The sequence below is a fragment of the Algoriphagus locisalis genome, from assembly GCF_900116615.1.
GTDB lineage: Bacteria > Bacteroidota > Bacteroidia > Cytophagales > Cyclobacteriaceae > Algoriphagus > Algoriphagus locisalis.
In genome coordinates this window covers 229,433-249,482 of the sequence record NZ_FPBF01000007.1, presented here as the reverse complement: position 1 = coordinate 249,482, position 20,050 = coordinate 229,433, and the positions used below count along the sequence as shown (strand labels likewise).

The window sequence follows — 20,050 nt, the reverse complement described above, 5'->3', positions numbered from 1 at the left end:
ACGCTTTAATCATTTGTGAGAAAAAGAACAGTGGTAAGTTAAGAAAAACTGCGCCTTTGCGCCTTAGCGGGAGCTTTAAAGACGTTGCGCCGCCGCAAGAAATTCTCACTTCTCTAGCCCCTTCAGCATCGCCTCGATATGTCCCTTTGACTCAAACATATCCGAAAACACTGCAGCAATTTTGTGGTCCTTATCGATTAAATAGGTGATTCGTTTTGGCATTTTGATCAAAGGGATCAGTGCGTCATAGGATTTGCATACTTTACCCGTAGGATCGGAAAGTAACTCAAATTGCAATCTGTTTTCTTTCTTGAATTTGTTGTGCGTTTCTATATCGTCCTTACTTAGGCCGAATACAGGAATGTCCAGATTTCTGAAAGCCTCAAATTGATCTCTGAATTCACAGGCTTCTGCTGTACAGACTTTGGTGAAATCTTTCGGATAGATATATAGCACAAAAGCCTTTCCTTTCAAGTCCTTAGCCGTGTTGAGAATAGTTATGCCGGTACACGCTAAGGTGAATTCCGGTGCAATGCTTCCAGTTTTTAATGCCATAAACAGTAAAGCAAAAGTATCTTGGAATGGTTCGAGCAGATTTGAATATTTTGTAAACTATTTTGAACTATTGACCAGCTTATTTCCTTAGAAACAGATCACTCCAGAAAGCTACTATTTTGAAGATTAACAGTGTCCAGGCCATGCTTTTGGCTGGAATATTTTTCGCTCTGATGAATGTCTCAGTCAAGTACATTCCTCATATTCCTGCAATAGAAATCATCGTTTTCAGATCTGTATTTTCTTTGGTTTTCAGTTATTTGGTCTTGAAAAAACAGAAAGTAAATGTCTTTGGAAACAACAAGAAGTGGCTCATAATCCGTGGTGTAGTAGGTTCTATTGGCTTAATTTCCTTCTTCTACACACTGCAAAATATCCCTCTGGCAAGTGCAGTTACTATACAATATTTATCACCAATCTTCACCACACTATTTGGGGTTTACCTGCTTAAAGAAAAAGTAAAACCAATTCAGTTCTTATTCTTCGCCATTTCTTTCGCGGGAGTTCTGGTGATTCAAGGAGTTGATGCTCGTGTGGATATGTTTTGGGCGAGCGTAGGAATTATTTCAGCCATATTCTCTGGCTTGGCTTATAATGTCATCCGAAAACTGAAGAACACGGAACACCCGCTGGTAATTATATTTTATTTCCCTTTGGTCACCTTGCCATTTGCTTTGATTGTCTCAGCTTTTGGTTGGGTGAATCCTGTAGGTTGGGATTGGGCAATTCTGCTTTTTATAGGTATCTGCACGCAGACAGCTCAGTATTTCCTGACCATTGCCTATCAAAATGCCAACGTATCGAAGGTGGCAAGCCTTACATATATTGGAATTGTTTACGCTTTGATATTCGGGTTCTTCTTCTTTGAGGAAACTTTCAATGCCTTGGTTTATGTAGGAATGGGACTTGTTCTGCTGGGGATTCTTTTAAATATGAGAGTGAAGCAACTTTCCTAAATCAATTGGACAGGAATTGAAAGCAGGTTATTTTTGAATAAAGCAATCTATCATCAATGAAAATCACGAAAGACTTATATAAAGGCTCACTGGCTCTTCTAACAGATTTTTATCAGCTCACTATGGCTTATGCTTACTGGAAGTCAGGGAAAGCAGAGCAAGAAGCTGTCTTCAATCTTTTCTTTCGCAAACATCCTTTCCAAGGAGGTTTTACGATAGCTGCAGGTTTGGATTACATTGTTGATTACTGTAAAAACTTCCAGTTTTCTGAAGAAGACCTGACTTACCTAGCCTCGATGAAAGGCAAGGATGGTCAGATTCTCTTTGAATCAGGATTTTTGGATTACCTCCGGGAAATGAAATTCACCTGCGATATAGATGCTGTGGAAGAAGGAACGGTGGTTTTTCCGAATACGCCATTGGTACGGGTGAAAGGTCCTCTGATTCAATGCCAACTACTGGAGACTCCACTTTTGAATATCATAAACTTTCAAAGCTTGATCGCAACCAAAGCTGCCCGAATAAATTTAGCGGCTCAAGGTGAGCCTGTTTTGGAATTCGGTCTTCGCCGGGCACAGGGAATTGATGGAGGATTGGCAGCTTCCCGAGCTGCATATATCGGGGGATGTGCCTCTACGAGCAATGTAATGGCGGGGAAACTTTTTGGAATTCCAGTTTCAGGTACACATGCACATAGCTGGATTATGTCTTTTGAGACAGAATTTGAAGCCTTCGAAGCTTATGCAGATGCTTTTCCTGATCAATCCATTTTCCTTGTTGATACTTATGACACGGTCAATGGAATCAAGAATGCCATCAAAGTTGGAAATGCTTTGCGAAGCAAGGGAAAAGAAATGGTAGGCATCAGAATAGATTCTGGTGACTTGGCATATTTCAGCAACGTGGCGAGAGAGATGCTGGACGAAGCTGGATTTCCCGACGCAAAAATAGTAGCGTCCAATGATCTGGATGAGAATATTATCACTTCTTTGAAAGGGCAGGAGGCATCAATTAATGTGTGGGGAGTAGGGACTAAACTGGTAACGGCATTTGACCAGCCAGCACTTGGAGGAGTTTACAAGCTTTCTGCAATTCGAGATGAAAATGGAACTTGGGTTCCTAAAGTCAAACTTTCCCAGCAGTCTTTGAAAATCAACATTCCTGGGTTGCATACAGTGAAGCGCTTTTTCTCGAAAGGGAAGGCAGTTGCTGATATGATTTACTTGGAAGATCAAGAATTAAATCCCCAAGCTGCATTGATCATAGATCCCAATGATCCGACGAGGAGAAAGCGCATGATGCCGGCGTTTTATCAAGAGGAAGTATTGCTTAAGCCAATTTTTAATAAGGGAAAGTTGGTTTATGAACTTCCAACCATCGCTCAGATCAGAGAAAAAGTGCAAAGTCAGTTAGAATCTCTGGACAAGACGCATAAGCGATTAGTAAACCCACATTTGTATCCAATTGGTTTGGAGGAAAATCTGCATCAACTGCGGATGGAATTAGTATTGAAAGCAAAACAAACAGACAATGGCGATGAATCTTAAAAATAGTGCATTACTGATTGTTGATGTGCAAAATGACTTTCTTCCCGGAGGAGCTTTGGCTGTGAGCCGGGGCGATGAGGTGATTCCAGTGATTAATTCCCTTCAGGAGAAATTCAATTTTATAGTCGCTACCCAGGACTTTCATCCTTCCGATCACGGAAGTTTTGCCGCAAATCATGAAGGTAAAAAACCTGGTGAATTCGTCGAATTAGCTGGGCTGTCCCAGATTCTCTGGCCTGTTCACTGTGTTCAAGGATCAGCCGGTGCAGAGTTTCATGAAGATTTGAACCCGATCAAATGGCAGGCGATTTTTCAAAAAGGTAAAAATCCTGAAGTGGATTCCTATTCAGGCTTTTTTGATAATGCTCGTAGGGAAGATACTGGACTTAGTGATTTTCTCCAGAATGAAGGGATCATGAATGTATTTGTAACTGGACTTGCTCAGGATTACTGTGTGAAATACACATCTCTTGATGCTATAAGTCTGGGTTTCAAAACTTACCTCATCACCGATGCTACCAAAGCAGTTAATCTCAATCCTGAAGATGGTGACAATGCTTTGGAAGAATTGAAAAAAGCGGGAGTGATACTCATTGAAAGTACAGCTATACTAGATTAACCATGTTTGAATATAACTCAGAGAAACATTACCCAAAGGAAACAGAAAGCAGAGTTTTGATCCGATTTCAAGACTGTGATCCACTTCGTCATCTGAATAATGCGAAGTATTTCGATTACTTTTTCAATGCCCGGGAAGATCAGGTTCCAAAACTATATGGTGTCGAGATGATGGATTTCATCAAAAAGTACCAAGCGGCTTGGGTGATTTACAATCATAACATTTCGTATGTGAAACCCGCACAGGTGGGAGAGTGGGTGCGTGTAAAGAGCCGAATTATCTGGCATAATCACAATACAGTGGTTTTGGAATATTACATGACTGATGATAGCGAGACTCAATTGAAGACACTTTTATGGACCACGATGCGCTATGTCACACTCGCCGAAGGCAAATCCACAGACCATCAGGGGGCAGTCAACGAATTCCTAATGGCAACTTCTATGAATCTGGATGTATCAGGAATTGCAATAAAAGACCGGGTAAAATCCCTTTCCCAAGAGCTAAAAAAGATTTGACATAGATCAAAATTATGTATCTCAGCGAACAAGACCTGTGCACTAGCGTACAGGTCTTTGTTTTTTAAATTAGTTAGATTCAGTCACTTACGATTTTTTGAAAAATTAATTTTTACTAACAGATGTAATAAAGTGTAACCTCCATTTTTTGCAAAACCGCACTAAACTGTTCGGCTTCAATACAATTTTATTACAAAACGATCACTTTTTATACAACATTAGGAAAGTTGGTTTGCTCTAAACCAAATAATGTTCTGTGTGAATGTTAATTTTTGTAAACAAGAAAAGGGCTCAAAGTGCCTTTGAAAGGCTTTTCTGGCATGCTTGGTACGCTGTTCGCAACTGGGAGTAGCATAACTCTAAACCAACATTATTATGAAAACCTTATTCACTTTCGCACTAGCTGGACTTTTAGCCACAAGTACTTTTGCTATTGAAGCAGAGGATTTGAAAGCAAATTCATCAGTTCACACCAATTACAAGAAAATCTCTGTCCACCTGAATGAAGGAGTGGGCAAAGCTAAAATTGCTATTTACGATATGAATGGCAAAAAACTCCATCAAAGATCAGTCAAGGCCAATGAAGATCTGCATGTGCCCTATGACATGAATAGTCTTCCTTGCGCCGAGTATAAAGTGAAAATCACCACGGATGAAGAAGAAGTAAACTATATAGTAGAGACTGTAGAAAAAGAAGATCCAGCTCCAGTAGTCTATCCGCTGATGGCCTACGGTAAAAAAGTAGATGATATCACGGTAAATCTGCTGGTAATTGGCCTCGAAGAAGCTGGAGTTGATGTAGAAATCAGAAGAGCCAGTGATGGTAAATTGATCTACAAAGAAAAGGTAGATCAGCCAGAAGGGTTCCGAAAAAACTACAAATTGAACGGTATTCAAGCGGAAGATGTGTATTTTGAAGTAACGGACATTAAAGGAAGAACCCGTAAGATTTACATTTGAATACTAAACCAACTTCCTGCGTCCAAGCCCTGAATTGAAAAATTTGGGGCTTTTTCTTGATCGCATAGAATCCTAGAAAAACATAGAAGTGACTGGCCTTGATGTGTATTCATTTCTCAAATACTGACCTTGATTTCTTTGATCTTTGTGGTGAAATACTTTGAACCACAAAGTCATAAAGTGAACAAAGGTTTGAGAGTTTCATTTAGGTAGGTAAATGATTGCCATTTTTCAGAACTATGAAAACTATGATTCTATGTGAGGAGTTATTTTGACCGCATAGAATCATAGAAAGGCATAGAAATGATTTGCCTTGATGTGTATTCATTTCTCAAATACTGACTTTGATTTCTTTGGTCCTTTGTGGTAAAAGGTTATTAACCACAAAGTCATCAAGTGAACAAAGGTTTGAGAGTTTCATTTAGGTAGATAAATGCTTGCCATTTTTTAGAACTATGAAAACTATGATTCTATGTGGTGAGTTATTTTGACCGCATAGAATCATAGAAAGACATAGAAGTGACTGGCCTTGATGTCTATTCATTTCTCAAATACTGACTTTGATTTCTTTGATCCTTTGTGGTGAAATACTTTGAACCACAACCACATTAAGGGAACATAGGAATTTTAAGCTAATTGATTATTGAATTTAAAAATTGAGCATTGACCATTCAAGGACTTATGTGGTGAAAACAATGACTAATTCCCTAACATATGCGCCGTCAAATCATTTGCGGTTTTCTCCAAGTCTATCCCAAGCATTTCTTTGTTTACACTTAAGACTTTTTCTCTTTCCAGTTTTGGTAATTTCTCGAACCCATAAAATGCACCCAAAATCCCGCCAGCCACGGCAGCAGTGGTATCATTGTCTCTTCCATAATTTACCAAAAAGGTCATCGTTCCCATAAACTCAAAATCTGAATAAACCATCGCAGTGAGCGTCTGAAGCCAGATTTCTCCAGCATGAAATGGCATATCTTGTAGTCTTTGGTCGAGCTGGCTAAACGCGAACTGAAGTGCTTTGCTGTCAGGATGTAGCTTATTTCCCAGGCTATCTTGTTTGGCAGACTCCGAAGAAATCAATAGTGCGTTCTTTAGGATATTATGGGATGTACGTCCAACTAGGCGACTCTGAAAATAATTTTCAGGATCAATTCTCAGAGTTGCGAGTAAACTCTCTTTCGTTGCTCCAGCTTTCATTCCTGCTGCTGCCATCGCTGCAGAAAGTGCCGAGATATCTTTAGCGTAGCCCAGATCATAGAGAGAAAGCTTGTAAGCTTCACGATAGGCTTTTTCAGGATTTCCGGGAAAATAAGCCCCTAAAGCTGGTGAATAAAGCAATCCCGCACAGACCATTTCTCCTCCATAAAATTTGCCTAAGGAATCGGCATACCCGACCAAATTATCCTCTATAAATGGATGACTCACTTTTGCCCATTCCTGAAGCCATCCCATTTTCAAAGTCACCGCTTCAAATGGCTCTGGATCGGTACTTTTTATGTTTTCAAATTCTTTCGTGTATGACTCATAGCTATTGAGAATCTGCTTTGCAAAATCCCTTGCATCCAATTCATTGGTGTTCTGAGTCAACAAATAGTCCGAGGTTAACACTTTCCAGCGTGTATCATCAGTCGTCCCACCAGCTGGAAGGTTAGCTATCCAAATTCCTTCCGGAGAGACTTCCCTAACCATAGAATCCAAACTTTCTACAAACCCATATTCTAGCTTAATGGCATCTCTAGACCACATTTCTGTAGGAGCTCCCATAGCATCACCAATGGCAGAACCCACAAGCATTCCCAAGATCCTGTCATGCAATTGCTTTTCAGACAAACCTATTTCAGGGATTCGCTGATCGGAAAACTGAATGGGTGAAGCTGGCTCTTTTCTGTCACAGGCAGAAAATAAAAGTAGGAAAAGAACCAAATGAGCTATGTTTTTCATTTTGCTAAAATAAGATTTCTGGCTTTTTCCAACAGTGCTTTTTTCTCCTCCAAAGATAAAGACAATGGGAGTTGGGCGATGCCAATGATTCTGCGCATGATTTCCATCCCCCGGTAGGCATTGACCAAATCTTCAGCGTAGCGATGTTGGTAATGCTTTAAAAACTCATGATGCTGACTTTGCTCGATTGCTGCCAAATCAAAATGGGCAAATAAAACGCCCAAGTCAAATTCGCAGTCCCCCATGTAAGCAAATTCAGTATCGATGATTTTGATGCCGCTTTCAGTCTTGAGCCAGGAAGCAGGATAGAAATCTCCATGAAGTAAAGTCGTTCCGGTGGATAGGTAGCGTTTTCCTAGCCGTTCCAAAGCATTTTTTAATGGAGTATCAGTTTTATAGTTCAAGCTTATTTCCTGCAAGCCAGGCTGAATAGTATCCAGATCAAACCCATTTTCTTCCATAAATGGAAAGACAAATAAATGCTCATGGTTTAACTTTTTCATTTCTCGGTTATCGGGGAAATTGCTCACCTCCAGCTTGTGCAGGGCATTCAGATAAGTACTGATAGACAGAAAATCGTTCGTCTCCCATTGATATCCTTTTTTGTAAATATCAGTTAGATCTCTTCCATCGCCTAGGTCTTCTATCAGCAGGATATGAAGCTCTGGGTTGTATAGGATCACTTTTGGGCTGTAATGACTTAATTTCTCATCATCTTCTACCAACTGATAATAGCAGAGCTCAATTTCAGTTCTGTCAATTGGAGCTGGTATCTGGGGGAATTTCCTGACATATGGTTTGGATTGCTTCAGGATAACAGATCTTAAACTAGTCTTTACCCGTAAAACCAAGTTCATATTGCTTTCGCCAGCAGGCTTTGCAGAGAGAAGCTTTTCATTTTCCTGCCAAAGTGGGAGGGTAGATAAAGTTTCAAGACTGGAATACTCGGTAAGATCGGTCATTTGCAAGCAATTGAATTATGAGAATCGAAACTATACATAAGTTTAGATACTTGGGCACCGCTCAACAAAAGTTCCAAAATGAGCTGCAGAGGGTCTTTTTGAGACAAAAGGAAATGTGGAGCCTAAAAATCCCTATTTTTGATTTGAATAAAAACCTAAAATATTACTACCATGTTTGGATTACCCCGAACCCTTTTTACTGAAGAGCATGAACTTTTCAGAGTCAGCGTAAGAGATTTTATTGCTAAGGAAATCACGCCTTTTAATGCCGAGTGGGAGAAGAATAAAATGGTCTCACGGGAAAGCTGGCAAAAACTCGGTGAAAGTGGATTTCTGGGAATCCAGGCTCCGGAGCATCTTGGAGGGATGAATATTCAGGATTTCCGATACAATGCGATTTTTATTGAAGAGCTTGGTCTCAGTGGCTGCTCTGCACCTGCAATAGGATACCCACTTCACAATGATATCGTGATGCCCTATATTCTGCACTTTGGAACAGAGGAAGCCAAAGCCAACTATATTCCCAAAATGGTGACTGGAGAATTCATAGGCGCCGTGGCTATGACGGAGCCAGGAGCCGGGAGTGACTTGCAAGGCATCAGCACCAGCGCCATTGATCAAGGGGATTCTTATCTGGTGAATGGCAGCAAAACTTTTATCACAAACGGGTACTTATCCGATGTAGTGGTGGTAGCAGTGAAGACCGACCCGAAGAAAGGTGCTAAAGGGATCAGCCTCCTTCTTTTGGACAATACGATGAAAGGCTATACCAAAGGTCTTCCCTTTGAAAAGGTAGGTCTGCATGCTCAGGATACCTGCGAGTTGTTTTTTGAAGATGTAGTGGTTCCTAAGGAAAATCTGCTGGGTAAAGAAGGAGAAGGTTTTAAGTATCTGATGACTGAGCTTGCACAGGAGCGACTTGTGGTAGCTTTGGCAGCTGTGGCTTTGGGGGAATACATGCTTCAGGAGACTATTACCTATGTAAAGCAACGTAAAGCATTTAATCAGGCCATTTCAGATTTTCAGAATACCCGATTCAAATTGGCAGAAATGTGTGCAGCGCTTGAGCAAGGAAGGATTTACTGTGACTATTTGGTGCAACTGCACAATGAAGGCAAACTGGATTCAGCGATGGCTTCAGCGGCCAAATACAACATGACCGAACTGCAATGTAAAGTAGCTGATGAGTGCGTGCAGCTTCACGGTGGATATGGATACATGTGGAATTATGGTGTAGCCAGAGCGTACGCCGATGCTAGAGTTCAGCGGATATATGCAGGCACAAATGAGATCATGAAAGAGCTGATCGCAAGAAAAATTCTGAAATAGAAAAAAAATCTTTTGACCTGAGCCAAGTTTTTAATTAATTCAATCATTAGACACACCCAACAATAACTGATATTATGAAGGATTTTCCCTGGTTTAAGCACTACCCTGAATCTGTACCTAAAGAAGTCGATTGCGAAGCCTACTCCAGCGTCGCAGAGCTTTTTGAGGAAAGTGTAAAAAAATACGGAGACGCTGTGGCTTATGAATGCATGGGGAAAACAATGTCATTCAATACCTTAAACAACCTAAGTGCAGATTTTGCCTGCTATTTGACTCAGGTCTTACGACTGAAAAAAGGCACCCGGGTAGCCATACAGATGCCAAATACCCTGCAGTATCCGGTGGCCATGTTTGGTGCGATCCGTGCGGGGATGATCGTAGTGAATACCAATCCGCTATACACTTCTTCGGAGATGAAGCATCAGTTCAAGGATTCTGGAGCTGAAGTGATTGTTATTGTTGCCAATTTTGCGGATAATCTGGAGAAAATTCTAGACGAAATTCCTGCCAAACACGTGATCGTAACCGAACTGGGTGATTTGCTTGGAGGTTTGAAGGGAATTCTAGTCAACTTGGTAGTGAAACACATCAAAAAAATGGTGCCTGCCTTTTCGATTCCCAATGCTGTTTCCTTCAAATCAGCCTTGACTCAGGGAGCAAATCACAAATTCAAACCAGTAGAACTCAGCTTAGCCGACACAGCCTTCCTCCAATATACAGGCGGTACTACCGGTGTCTCTAAAGGAGCTGAATTGACACATGGAAACATAGTGGCTAATATGCAGCAGATTTCTGCCTGGATGAAGCCAAAACTGAAGGAGCGTGAGGAAATAGTCATTACTGCTTTGCCACTTTACCACATTTTTGCCCTGACAGTAAATTGTCTTGCGATGCTTAAGATCGGAGCACACAATCTCCTGATTACCAATCCGCGGGATATGCCGGCTTTTTGCAAGGATCTGTCCAAAAAGAAGTTTACCGTTTTTACAGGGGTGAATACACTCTTTAATGGATTGCTAAATCAGGAATCGTTTAGAACCTTAGATTTCAGTAGTTTGAAAATATCCGTTGGCGGCGGAATGGCGGTGCAGAAAGCTACTGCAGAAAAATGGCTGGCCGTGACTGGAACTCCTTTGGCCGAAGGCTATGGTCTTACAGAAACTTCCCCTGTGGCTTCCTGTAATCCTATCGATGGCACAGAACGAAATGGTACTATCGGGATTCCGCTTCCCAACACTGAATTCATGGTTATCGATGATGCGGAAAATATCCTTCCAGTAGGAGAGCGGGGCGAAATTTGTATCAAAGGCCCGCAGGTCATGAAAGGTTACTGGCATAAGCCAAAGGAAACCGCTGAGGTGATGATGGGAGAGTGGTTTAAGACCGGCGACATAGGAGTGATGGATGAGGATGGTTTTACCAAGATTGTGGACCGTAAAAAGGAGATGATCCTGGTGTCAGGCTTCAATGTCTATCCAAATGAAGTGGAAGATGCCATAGCGTCCTTTCCCGGTGTGTTGGAAGTCGGTGTAATCGGTATTCCTGATGAAAGATCCACAGAGCGAGTGGTAGCTTATGTGGTGGCCAAAGACAAGTCAATCACCAAGGAGCAGATCATTTCCCATTGCCACGAATACCTCACCAATTATAAATGCCCTAAGGAAGTTCACTTCACCGACGAACTACCAAAGTCCAATGTGGGCAAGATTTTGAGGAGAAAGATTAAGGAAGGGCATATGGCGAAGATGGGAAAATAGTTTGCAGGATCAATAGTTGATTTGATAAATTCCAGAGAAATGGTTTGTAGAAATGCAGACCATTTTTTTTGAAATATTTTTTGGTTTTTAGTCAAGAAAAATACAACCATTTCTAGAACTAATTTCAGAGATTTTAGGAAATTGAACTGATGTAAATCCTTTAAATTTTTTGTTTCATTTTAAAACTAGCTCTATGGGTTTTATTGAGAAAGTGGAGTCTTTGCTTGAATTTAAATTTGGGGAATTTCCTGGTCCTGATGATCTGCCTTCGGATCTAGAGTTCAACATGAAACACTTTGAAGAAATACCATCTTATTCCAAAGAACTTTCAGATCCATTATGCGGATTATTTACGATTTTGAAAGTGCGGAAGTCCATGATGTTGACTTTGACTAGTTTCATTCTCCCTACTTTTTCTAATGATAAAATGGTCTTTTTAGGTTCGCTTATAGAGAACCTTGCGGAAATCTATGGAGCTGATGAAAAGTTGATGTTGTATTTGCTAGATGAGGAAAAAGAGAAAATACTATTAGGTGATTGGGCAGGTAGATATTGGGAGTTTGATGAGCGCTATTGTCAAATGAATGTATCTGTATCTTTGGATAAAGAGGGAAGCCTTAGCTTGAGCTTTTATAAATTTTGGCATCCATGGTGCGAGATAGAGGATGATGATGACGAATGATGAAATTCACTAGTAGTTGACCAATCTAACCTAGTATAACTATAGTGTCTACTACTAACTATTCATATGCTTTTCATTTTTCACCTGAAAAATTGAGGCTGATATCTAGTGTGTACTATTTTATAATTCAGAAATCTTATACCTCGGCGTTCCTCCTTTTTTGCTGGCTACAAATGCCCCTAGTTTACAAGCAAAGTCCAGAACTTTATCCAGAGGCAGTTTATCCAAATACGTTTTGACAAATCCGCTTAAAAATGCATCCCCAGCCCCAATACTGTCGGCAACCTGAACTTTGTAGCCAGAATGGCTAAATATTTCTCCATTTTTATAAATAATTGCTCCCTTAGAACCTTGGGTTACGCAGATCAAATCCATAGGAAAATGGGTGTCTAAATGCCCACAGACACTTTCAATGGTTGGGTCTATCACAAAATAATCTGCAAATATCTCCAGCTCATCCTCGTTGATTTTTAAGATATCTGTAAACCCAAGTAGGGTTTCTATGATCTCAAAATCATAAAATGGCGGGCGGAAATTTGCATCGAATACCCGCAAGGTTTTATGATGAAGCAATTTCAGAAGGGTAGTGAGGCTTTCTGAGTTTCTAACGCCAAGTGTCCCAAAAACGAAAGCATCGGAATCTGCTACAGAATGATCCATTTCCTTGGTCCAGTGAATAAAGTCCCAAGCTACCGGGGATACAATGGTGTATTTGATGTTCTCTGGATCTTCGTCATTTACGAGGACTTTTGAAGTCTCATGAGCTTCATTTACTTGAATGAGATCTACTGGCAGGTTGAAAGTCTTTAGAAACTCAATGAGTTGCTCGCCTTCCGCATCATTCCCAATGGCGGAAATCAACCTTGAGTCTAATCCTAACTGATGGAGGTTCAGTGTGACATTCATTGGAGCGCCTCCAGGTACTGGACCTGAGGGTAGGCAATCCCAAAGCATTTCTCCGAATACTACTACTTTATGCTGCATTGGTATTATGTAAGTCTTGTTGAATCTCTTCCAAAGATCGGCCTTTGGTTTCCGGCATTCTGAATTTCACCCAAAGCAGTTGCCAGACCATCATAAGTGCAAAGAAGGCAAAGATGTATCCCGGGCCAAATTGATTGGCAAAATAAGGGAATACATTGGCGATGAGAGCTGCTAAAATCCAGTGGGTAAAACAGCCGATAGATTGACCGTAGGCACGAAGTTCGTTAGGAAAAACTTCCGATATAAATACCCAAATAACAGCACCTTGTCCTACTGCATGTGAAGTGATGAATGAAAAGACAAAGATGGGCAACCAGTAGTTGTCAATTCCTCCCACTAGGAAATTGTAAGCCATCAGTGATAGGGAAATGATGTAACCAATCGACCCAATATACATCAGTTTTTTTCTTCCGATTTTGTCAATTAAATACAACCCAACAAAGGTCGCGAGCAAGTTAACTACGCCTATTCCTATGGTAGAAAAGAGTGCAGATTCTGTTGAGATTCCCGCCATCTCGAATACACGCGGTGCAAAATAGATGATTGCATTGATGCCGGAAACCTGATTGAAAAAGGCAATGAAAATCGCCAGCATGGTGGTGGAAATAAATGCCTTGCTAAAAAGGGCAGCGAAACTGCCTTTTTGCCTGATGCTTTGCTCCTCGATAATTGCTAATCGAATGGCTTCATCTACTCCATCTGGATCAGTTCTGGTCAGGATTTCACGGGCTTTGATTTGATCATTGAATTTGGCGATCAGCCAGCGAGGGCTTTCAGGGATTCTGAAAATCATTACAGTATAGATCAATGCCGGAACTGCCTCCATGCCGAGCATCCATCTCCAGTCATTTGCTATTCCTGCCGTTCCTATCAGGTAGTTTGATAAATAAGCCATCAGAATTCCAAATACGATATTGAACTGGTAGAGCGCTACCAGTAAGCCTCGGTTTTTGGCAGGAGCGATTTCGGAAATATACATAGGCGCCACTACGGAAGACGCGCCAACGCCTAAGCCTCCTATAAACCTAAAAAACATGAAAGAAAACTCATCAGGTGCCATTCCAGATCCAACAGCTGAAATCAGATAAAGGGCTCCGATCCAGAGCAAGCTCTTTTTTCTACCGAACTTATCCGCAGGAATCCCTCCAACCAATGCTCCGATGACAGTGCCATAAAGTGCCATGGCTATCGCCAGACCATGCGTAAGATCGTCTAATTTCCATACATCCTGGATGGCTCGCTCAGCACCCGAAATGACAGCGGTGTCAAAACCAAATAAAAAACCACCCAGCGCAGCAGTGATAGAGATAAAAAAGGCGTATTGTTTGGAGTTCATGTATTCTGGGTTTAGTAAAGTTTGCTAAACTAACCAGAAGCGGAATAAATCAAAACTGTAATCTTGTATTGCTTTACCTAAAAGGATATACAGCGCTGCCAAATCGTTTGATGATGGCTTCCTCCAAATCCTCTCTATGGTCAGGATGCGCAATCCGCATCAGTTCATAGGCTCGCTGCCGCAAGTTTTTTCCATAAAGGTTGACCATTCCATATTCAGTGACTACATATTGCATATGTGCTCTGGTGGTGACCACTCCAGCGCCTTCTTTGAGAAATGGGACTATTTTGGATGTTCCATTTCTGGTGGCGGATGTCATGGCCATGATCGGTTTTCCTCCTTCAGAGAGAGATGCTCCACGCATAAAGTCCATTTGCCCACCCACACCGGAATATTGGTAGCTCCCGATAGAATCCGCACAGACTTGACCAGTGAGATCCATTTCCACGCAACTGTTGATGGAGATTACTTTTGGATTCTTACGAATTACTGCGGTGTCATTGACGTAAGCAGCTTCGTGGAAGGAGAATTCCGGATTGTCATCTATGGCATCGTAGAGTTCACGGCTGCCAGTCACAAAAGCTGACACTATTTTGCCTGGGTGTTTTTTCTTGTACTTATTGGTAATTGCACCCGAATTAAGCAAGCCTAAAATCCCATTAGAAAACATCTCTGTATGTATGCCCAGATCCTTGTGTTGCTTTAGAGAGTCAAGAACGGCATCAGGAATCGCACCGATTCCCATTTGAAGTGTCGAACGATCTTCTATCAAGGATGCACAGTGATTTCCTATTTGCCGCTCAATATCTGTGATTTTGTCCCCATAATTCACTTCAGGTAAGGGTTCATCTACATGGATCGCAGCGTGAAACTTCGAAATGTGAACTTGTCCATCCCCGTGCGTTCTTGGCATTTGCTTGTTTACTTGGGCAATAATCGTTCTGGCAGTTTCCACCGCTGGCTTCGCTACATCCACAGAAGTGCCTAAGCTACAGAATCCATGTGCATCCGGCTCAGAAACCTGAATTATTGCCACATCTAGTTTTAGGATGTTTCGTCTAAAAAGATGGCCAATTTCACTTAGAAAAATAGGTATGTATCCGCCATTTTCGGAATTGACTGCTTTTCGTACATTTTGAGAAACAAAAAGCGAGTTCATGTAAAAACTCTCCTTGCAGTCATCAGCTGCTAAAGGCATGTCTCCCAATGTGGTAATTGCAACTATTTCCACGTCTTTCAGTTCATCTTTTCTCGCCGCCAAGGCATACAATAGGGTGGTTGGCGTAGCTGCACTGCCATGGATGAAAACACGCTGATGGCTTTGGACGGAAGAAACCGCAACTTCGGGGCTGACATAAGTGATCATAGGAGTGAAAATGGAGATTAAAATATCTGATTATCCGCAATGATGCCAGTGACCTCTTTTTTTGCCTATCAGGCTGGAAGACCGATGACGGGTGACTCCCGCAGGAGCGGGACAGGCTGAAGTACCAACAACGCTAGTGTTAACCATACTTTAAGTCGCTTTTTACCTTTTACTGGTGCAATTGCAGATATAAATCTTTAAATAGGTTTAAAGCTTGATTTCCAAGGTCGGAAAAAATCTTCAAATAAGGAGAGAAAGTAACAAATAGCGCTTTGGTTTCAGCCAAATTATATTTTGTTTTTTATACAAATACGAAAGTGAAGCCCCCTATTAATTAGTATATTTGTGAACTGAGCAGATTGAGGTAAAAGAGCCTCTTTGGCAGAAATCAAAAAGATTAATTACCAAGCTAAACCAACTCCATGACTACGATTCCTGAGAGCTATAAACCCAAAAATCACATTAGAATTGTAACGGCGGCATCACTTTTTGATGGACATGACGCTGCAATTAACATCATGCGTCGTATCATTCAGTCCACCGGCTGTGAGGTGATACATTTAGGCCACAATCGATCTGTGCAGGAGATTGTGGATTGTGCCATTCAAGAAGATGTGCAAGCGATCGCTATTACTTCCTATCAAGGTGGGCATGTGGAGTTTTTCAAATACATGTATGACTTGCTTCGAGAAAAAGGAGCGGGACATGTGAAGATTTTCGGTGGAGGAGGAGGGACTATACTTCCAGAGGAAATTAAAGAGCTTCAGGAGTATGGTGTCAATAGAATTTACGCACCGGATGACGGGCGTTCTATGGGATTGCAAGGGATGATTAATGATCTGGTCAGCCAATGTGATTTTGCCATCGGAGATGAATTGCCAGAAGGTTTTGTACTCGGAGTGGAAAATAAAGAGCATGTAGCAAGAGCAATTTCTGCCTTCGAAAACTTCCCAGAAAACTCCACTTCCTTGCTGGAAAAAGTAAGAAAGCAAAGCAAGGAATGTAAAACTCCAGTGCTTGGGATTACCGGTACAGGAGGTGCTGGTAAGTCTTCCCTTGTGGATGAATTGGTTCGGAGATTCATTATGGATTTCGAAGATAAGACATTGGCTATCATATCTGTTGACCCTTCTAAGCGGAAAACTGGTGGAGCACTACTTGGAGATAGAATTCGTATGAATGCGATTCATCATCCACGTGTTTATATGCGCTCTTTGGCTACCAGGCAATCTAATCTTGCACTTTCGAGATATGTGCAGGATGCTGTGGATACAGTGAAAGCTGCTGGATTTGATATGGTGATTTTGGAGACATCCGGTATTGGTCAATCTGATACGGAGATCATTGAGCACTCAGATCTTTCACTGTATGTGATGACACCGGAATATGGAGCTGCTTCCCAGTTGGAAAAAATCGATATGCTTGACTTTGCCGATGTGATTGCATTGAATAAGTTTGATAAAAGAGGAGCTTTGGATGCTATTAGAGATGTGAAGAAGCAGTTTAAGCGCAATCATAATCTCTGGGAAGCAAAAGACGAGGAGCTTCCAGTTTTCGGAACAATAGCATCCCAATTCAATGATCCTGGGATGAATCAGCTGTATCGCACTTTGATATCCAAGATTGCTGAAAGCCATCCTGAGATGAGTAGTGACTTTGTTTTGACAGCAGGAAGTTCTGAGAAGATTTATATTATTCCCCCAGCAAGAACCAGATACCTTTCTGAGATCTCGGAGATTAATAGAAACTACGATGTCTGGGTGGATGAGCAGAAGGAGATCGCTCAACAGCTTTACAGCATCACCAAATCCATAGAAGCGATACAAAACACGAAAGTGGAGGACAAGGATCGCTTGATCAAAGAACTTCAGGAAGTATATGCACAAGTGGAATTGGAGTTTGATCCAAAAAATAAAAAGTGGCTGGAGGAATGGCCTGGAGAAGCCGCCAAATACGCTGAAGACTTCTATGTCTTCAAGGTGCGGGATAAGGAAATCAAGATTAAAACCTACTCCACTTCACTTTCTGATTCTAGAATTCCGAAAATATCCTTGCCTAAATATGAGGCGTGGGGAGATATTTTGAAATGGGGATTACGGGAAAATGTGCCAGGTAAGTTTCCATACACAGCTGGAGTTTTTCCATTTAAAAGAGAAGGGGAAGACCCAACCCGGATGTTTGCGGGTGAAGGTGGGCCAGAGCGTACAAATAAGCGCTTTCACTATGTGTCTAAGGATATGGCTGCAAAAAGGCTTTCAACTGCTTTTGATTCGGTGACATTGTACGGAGAAGACCCAGATCATCGTCCTGATATCTATGGGAAAATAGGGAATTCAGGTGTGAGTGTATGTTGTTTGGATGATGCAAAGAAGTTGTATTCTGGCTTTAACTTAGTAGATCCAATGACTTCTGTGTCAATGACTATTAATGGTCCAGCTGCTACCATGACTGCTTTCTTTATGAACGCTGCAATTGACCAGCAATGTGAGGTCTTTATCAAGGAGAATGGCCTTGAAAAAGAGATTGATCAGAAAATCGATCGGATCTACAAAGACAGAAACCTTTCCCGACCAACCTATAATGCAAAAATTCCTGAAGGAAATAATGGCTTAGGTCTGATGCTACTTGGGGTCACGGGAGATCAGGTTCTTCCAGCAGAAGTTTATCAGAAAATCAAGGCAGATACTATCGCCAAGGTGAGAGGAACTGTTCAAGCGGATATCCTCAAGGAGGATCAGGCGCAGAATACCTGTATCTTCTCCACCGAGTTTTCTCTCCGATTGATGGGTGATGTGCAGCAATACTTTATTGATCAAAGTATCCGTAATTTTTATTCAGTATCTATCTCTGGTTACCACATTGCGGAAGCAGGAGCAAATCCAATCACACAGTTGGCATTGACACTTTCCAACGGTTTTACTTATGTAGAGTACTACGTGAGCCGTGGTATGGACATCAATCAATTTGCTCCAAACCTTTCCTTCTTTTTCTCGAACGGTATCGATCCGGAATATGCAGTGATAGGCAGAGTAGCCCGAAGAATCTGGGCAAAAGCCATGAAGCTCAAGTATGGCGCAAACGAGCGTTCACAAATGTTGAAATACCATATTCAGACTTCCGGTCGCTCACTTCATGCCCAGGAAATTGACTTCAACGATATACGAACCACGCTGCAAGCGCTGTATGCGATTTATGATAATTGCAATTCCCTGCATACCAATGCTTATGACGAAGCGATCACTACGCCTACTGAAGCATCAGTTCGCAGAGCGATGGCTATTCAATTGATAATCAATAAGGAATTGGGCTTAGCGAAGAACGAAAATCCTATCCAAGGTGCATTCATTATTGAGGAATTGACTGACTTGGTAGAAGAGGCTGTATATGTAGAATTTGATAGGATTACTGAGCGTGGCGGAGTATTAGGTGCTATGGAGACCATGTATCAGCGTGGCAAAATACAGGAGGAAAGTATGCATTATGAAATGCTGAAGCATACCGGAGAATTTCCGATTATCGGTGTAAACACCTTCCTCTCCTCTGATGGATCGCCGACTGTGACCCCAGGCGAAGTGATCCGTGCCGAAAAAGATGAAAAAGAAGCGCAGATCAAAACCTTGGAAACTCTCCATGCTGCTAATCCTGATTTGGTAGAAAAGCATCTTCAGGAACTTCGAAAAGTAGCCGTTAACAATGAGAATATCTTCGAGGAACTAATGGAGGCTGTGAAGTATTGTTCACTTGGACAGATTACCCATGCACTCTATGAAGTGGGCGGGCAGTATCGCCGAAATATGTAGGCAGATTTAAAGATTGTAAAATTGAAAAATTTGAAAATTACTAATAACATTCAGATTCTGTAATTATAAAAAGAGATGGCAAAAAGAAATGTGACGGTTCGCATGAAAGCGGATCATGAATACGAGGCTGTAAATCCTCAGGGAAATGTGGTTCAAATTGATATGTATGATCCAGCCGAGAAAAAAGCTCAATCTCCTATGGATATGATACTTTCTGCACTAGGCTCTTGTGCATCAGTTGATGCCGTTCTCATGATGAAGAAGAAACGTAAAACTGTTCTGGACTTCATAGTGGAAGTAGAAGGAGAGAGAAACGAAGGTGTTCCTGCTTTTTATACTGACATCCACATGAAGTTTATCCTGATTTCTCCAGATGCTAAGGATGAGGAGTTTGCGAAAGTTGTAGCGTTATCTGTGGAGAAATACTGCTCTGTAGCTTCTTCACTGAAGGCGAATATTACATTTTCCTCAGAAGTAAGAACAGTTTAATGCGGGTTGTCAAGGAATTCAATCAGAAGGACATTCGAATAAGTGTGTTCTCCTGGAATAACAAATACATACTCAAGTTTGAATTGGGACCGATGGAGCAGACCTTCAAAATTCCTGAGACTGATGTGCTAGAAGAAGCTGATTTGGAGGTTTTTTGGACTGGAGAATTTTTTGAAAAAGTTAAAATTAGATTCAAAGAAATGGGAGAATCATTTCGGGCAGAAGTGGGTAATTTATAAATTCCCG

17 protein-coding genes are annotated in these 20,050 nt (G+C 41.4%); 11 read left to right on the top strand and 6 right to left on the bottom strand.

Going from position 1 to position 20,050, the window contains the following annotated elements; genetic code table 11:
* Window positions 1–105: 105 nt before the first annotated feature.
* A complete protein-coding gene (locus BM386_RS18930; RefSeq protein WP_091697113.1) occupies window positions 106–555 on the bottom strand; it encodes a peroxiredoxin in 450 nt (149 codons plus the stop codon).
* A gap of 143 nt (window positions 556–698) precedes the next feature.
* On the opposite strand from BM386_RS18930, the gene BM386_RS18925 reads away from it, so the two are divergent.
* The 5 genes from BM386_RS18925 (at window position 699) to BM386_RS18905 (ending at window position 5,155) form a co-directional block, all read left to right on the top strand.
* Window positions 699–1,511 (top strand): DMT family transporter, encoded by an 813-nt coding sequence (locus tag BM386_RS18925; RefSeq protein ID WP_091697104.1) that lies wholly within the window; start codon window positions 699–701, stop codon window positions 1,509–1,511.
* 56 nt (window positions 1,512–1,567) lie between these two features.
* Window positions 1,568–3,058 (top strand): nicotinate phosphoribosyltransferase, encoded by a 1,491-nt coding sequence (locus BM386_RS18920; protein ID WP_091697103.1) that lies wholly within the window; start codon window positions 1,568–1,570, stop codon window positions 3,056–3,058.
* Complete coding sequence (gene pncA / locus BM386_RS18915; protein WP_091697102.1) at window positions 3,042–3,677, top strand: bifunctional nicotinamidase/pyrazinamidase; 636 nt, start codon at window positions 3,042–3,044, stop codon at window positions 3,675–3,677. The genes BM386_RS18920 and pncA overlap by 17 nt, the downstream gene beginning before the upstream one ends.
* A gap of 2 nt (window positions 3,678–3,679) precedes the next feature.
* Window positions 3,680–4,195, top strand: a complete 516-nt coding sequence (locus BM386_RS18910; RefSeq protein WP_091697100.1) for an acyl-CoA thioesterase — start codon at window positions 3,680–3,682, stop codon at window positions 4,193–4,195.
* Window positions 4,196–4,570: 375 nt separating this feature from the next.
* A complete protein-coding gene (locus BM386_RS18905) occupies window positions 4,571–5,155 on the top strand; it encodes a hypothetical protein (protein ID WP_091697098.1) in 585 nt (194 codons plus the stop codon).
* A 699-nt stretch (window positions 5,156–5,854) separates the two neighbouring features.
* Here the strand turns inward: BM386_RS18905 and BM386_RS18900 are convergent.
* Window positions 5,855–7,099: an ADP-ribosylglycohydrolase family protein gene (locus BM386_RS18900; protein WP_091697096.1), complete on the bottom strand. Its 1,245-nt coding sequence runs from the start codon at window positions 7,097–7,099 to the stop codon at window positions 5,855–5,857.
* On the bottom strand, window positions 7,096–8,061 hold the full coding sequence (locus tag BM386_RS18895; RefSeq protein WP_091697094.1) for a phosphotransferase: 966 nt from the start codon (window positions 8,059–8,061) through the stop codon (window positions 7,096–7,098). Before BM386_RS18895 ends, BM386_RS18900 begins: the two co-directional genes overlap by 4 nt.
* 171 nt (window positions 8,062–8,232) lie before the next feature.
* Here BM386_RS18895 and BM386_RS18890 point away from each other — a divergent pair, with 171 nt between their 5' ends.
* From BM386_RS18890 to BM386_RS18880, 3 genes are all read left to right on the top strand, one after another.
* Window positions 8,233–9,390, top strand: a complete 1,158-nt coding sequence (locus BM386_RS18890; RefSeq protein WP_091697090.1) for an acyl-CoA dehydrogenase family protein — start codon at window positions 8,233–8,235, stop codon at window positions 9,388–9,390.
* A 74-nt stretch (window positions 9,391–9,464) separates the two neighbouring features.
* Window positions 9,465–11,147: an AMP-binding protein gene (locus BM386_RS18885; protein ID WP_091697089.1), complete on the top strand. Its 1,683-nt coding sequence runs from the start codon at window positions 9,465–9,467 to the stop codon at window positions 11,145–11,147.
* 193 nt (window positions 11,148–11,340) lie between these two features.
* Window positions 11,341–11,829: a hypothetical protein gene (locus BM386_RS18880; protein WP_091697088.1), complete on the top strand. Its 489-nt coding sequence runs from the start codon at window positions 11,341–11,343 to the stop codon at window positions 11,827–11,829.
* 120 nt (window positions 11,830–11,949) lie between these two features.
* On the opposite strand, the gene BM386_RS18875 is transcribed toward BM386_RS18880, so the two are convergent.
* The 3 genes from BM386_RS18875 to BM386_RS18865 form a co-directional block, all read right to left on the bottom strand.
* On the bottom strand, window positions 11,950–12,813 hold the full coding sequence (locus BM386_RS18875) for a PfkB family carbohydrate kinase (RefSeq protein WP_091697086.1): 864 nt from the start codon (window positions 12,811–12,813) through the stop codon (window positions 11,950–11,952).
* On the bottom strand, window positions 12,803–14,149 hold the full coding sequence (locus BM386_RS18870) for a sugar porter family MFS transporter (RefSeq protein WP_091697084.1): 1,347 nt from the start codon (window positions 14,147–14,149) through the stop codon (window positions 12,803–12,805). Before BM386_RS18870 ends, BM386_RS18875 begins: the two co-directional genes overlap by 11 nt.
* A 73-nt stretch (window positions 14,150–14,222) precedes the next feature.
* Window positions 14,223–15,515 (bottom strand): acetyl-CoA hydrolase/transferase family protein, encoded by a 1,293-nt coding sequence (locus tag BM386_RS18865; protein WP_091697082.1) that lies wholly within the window; start codon window positions 15,513–15,515, stop codon window positions 14,223–14,225.
* Between the two features lie 422 nt (window positions 15,516–15,937).
* Here BM386_RS18865 and BM386_RS18860 point away from each other — a divergent pair, with 422 nt between their 5' ends.
* From BM386_RS18860 to BM386_RS18850, 3 genes are all read left to right on the top strand, one after another.
* Window positions 15,938–19,315: a methylmalonyl-CoA mutase family protein gene (locus BM386_RS18860; protein WP_091697081.1), complete on the top strand. Its 3,378-nt coding sequence runs from the start codon at window positions 15,938–15,940 to the stop codon at window positions 19,313–19,315.
* 75 nt (window positions 19,316–19,390) lie between these two features.
* Window positions 19,391–19,804, top strand: coding sequence for an OsmC family protein (locus BM386_RS18855; RefSeq protein WP_091697080.1), 414 nt, complete (start codon window positions 19,391–19,393; stop codon window positions 19,802–19,804).
* Window positions 19,804–20,043, top strand: coding sequence for a hypothetical protein (locus BM386_RS18850; protein ID WP_091697079.1), 240 nt, complete (start codon window positions 19,804–19,806; stop codon window positions 20,041–20,043). The genes BM386_RS18855 and BM386_RS18850 overlap by 1 nt, the downstream gene beginning before the upstream one ends.
* Window positions 20,044–20,050: the final 7 nt, after the last annotated feature.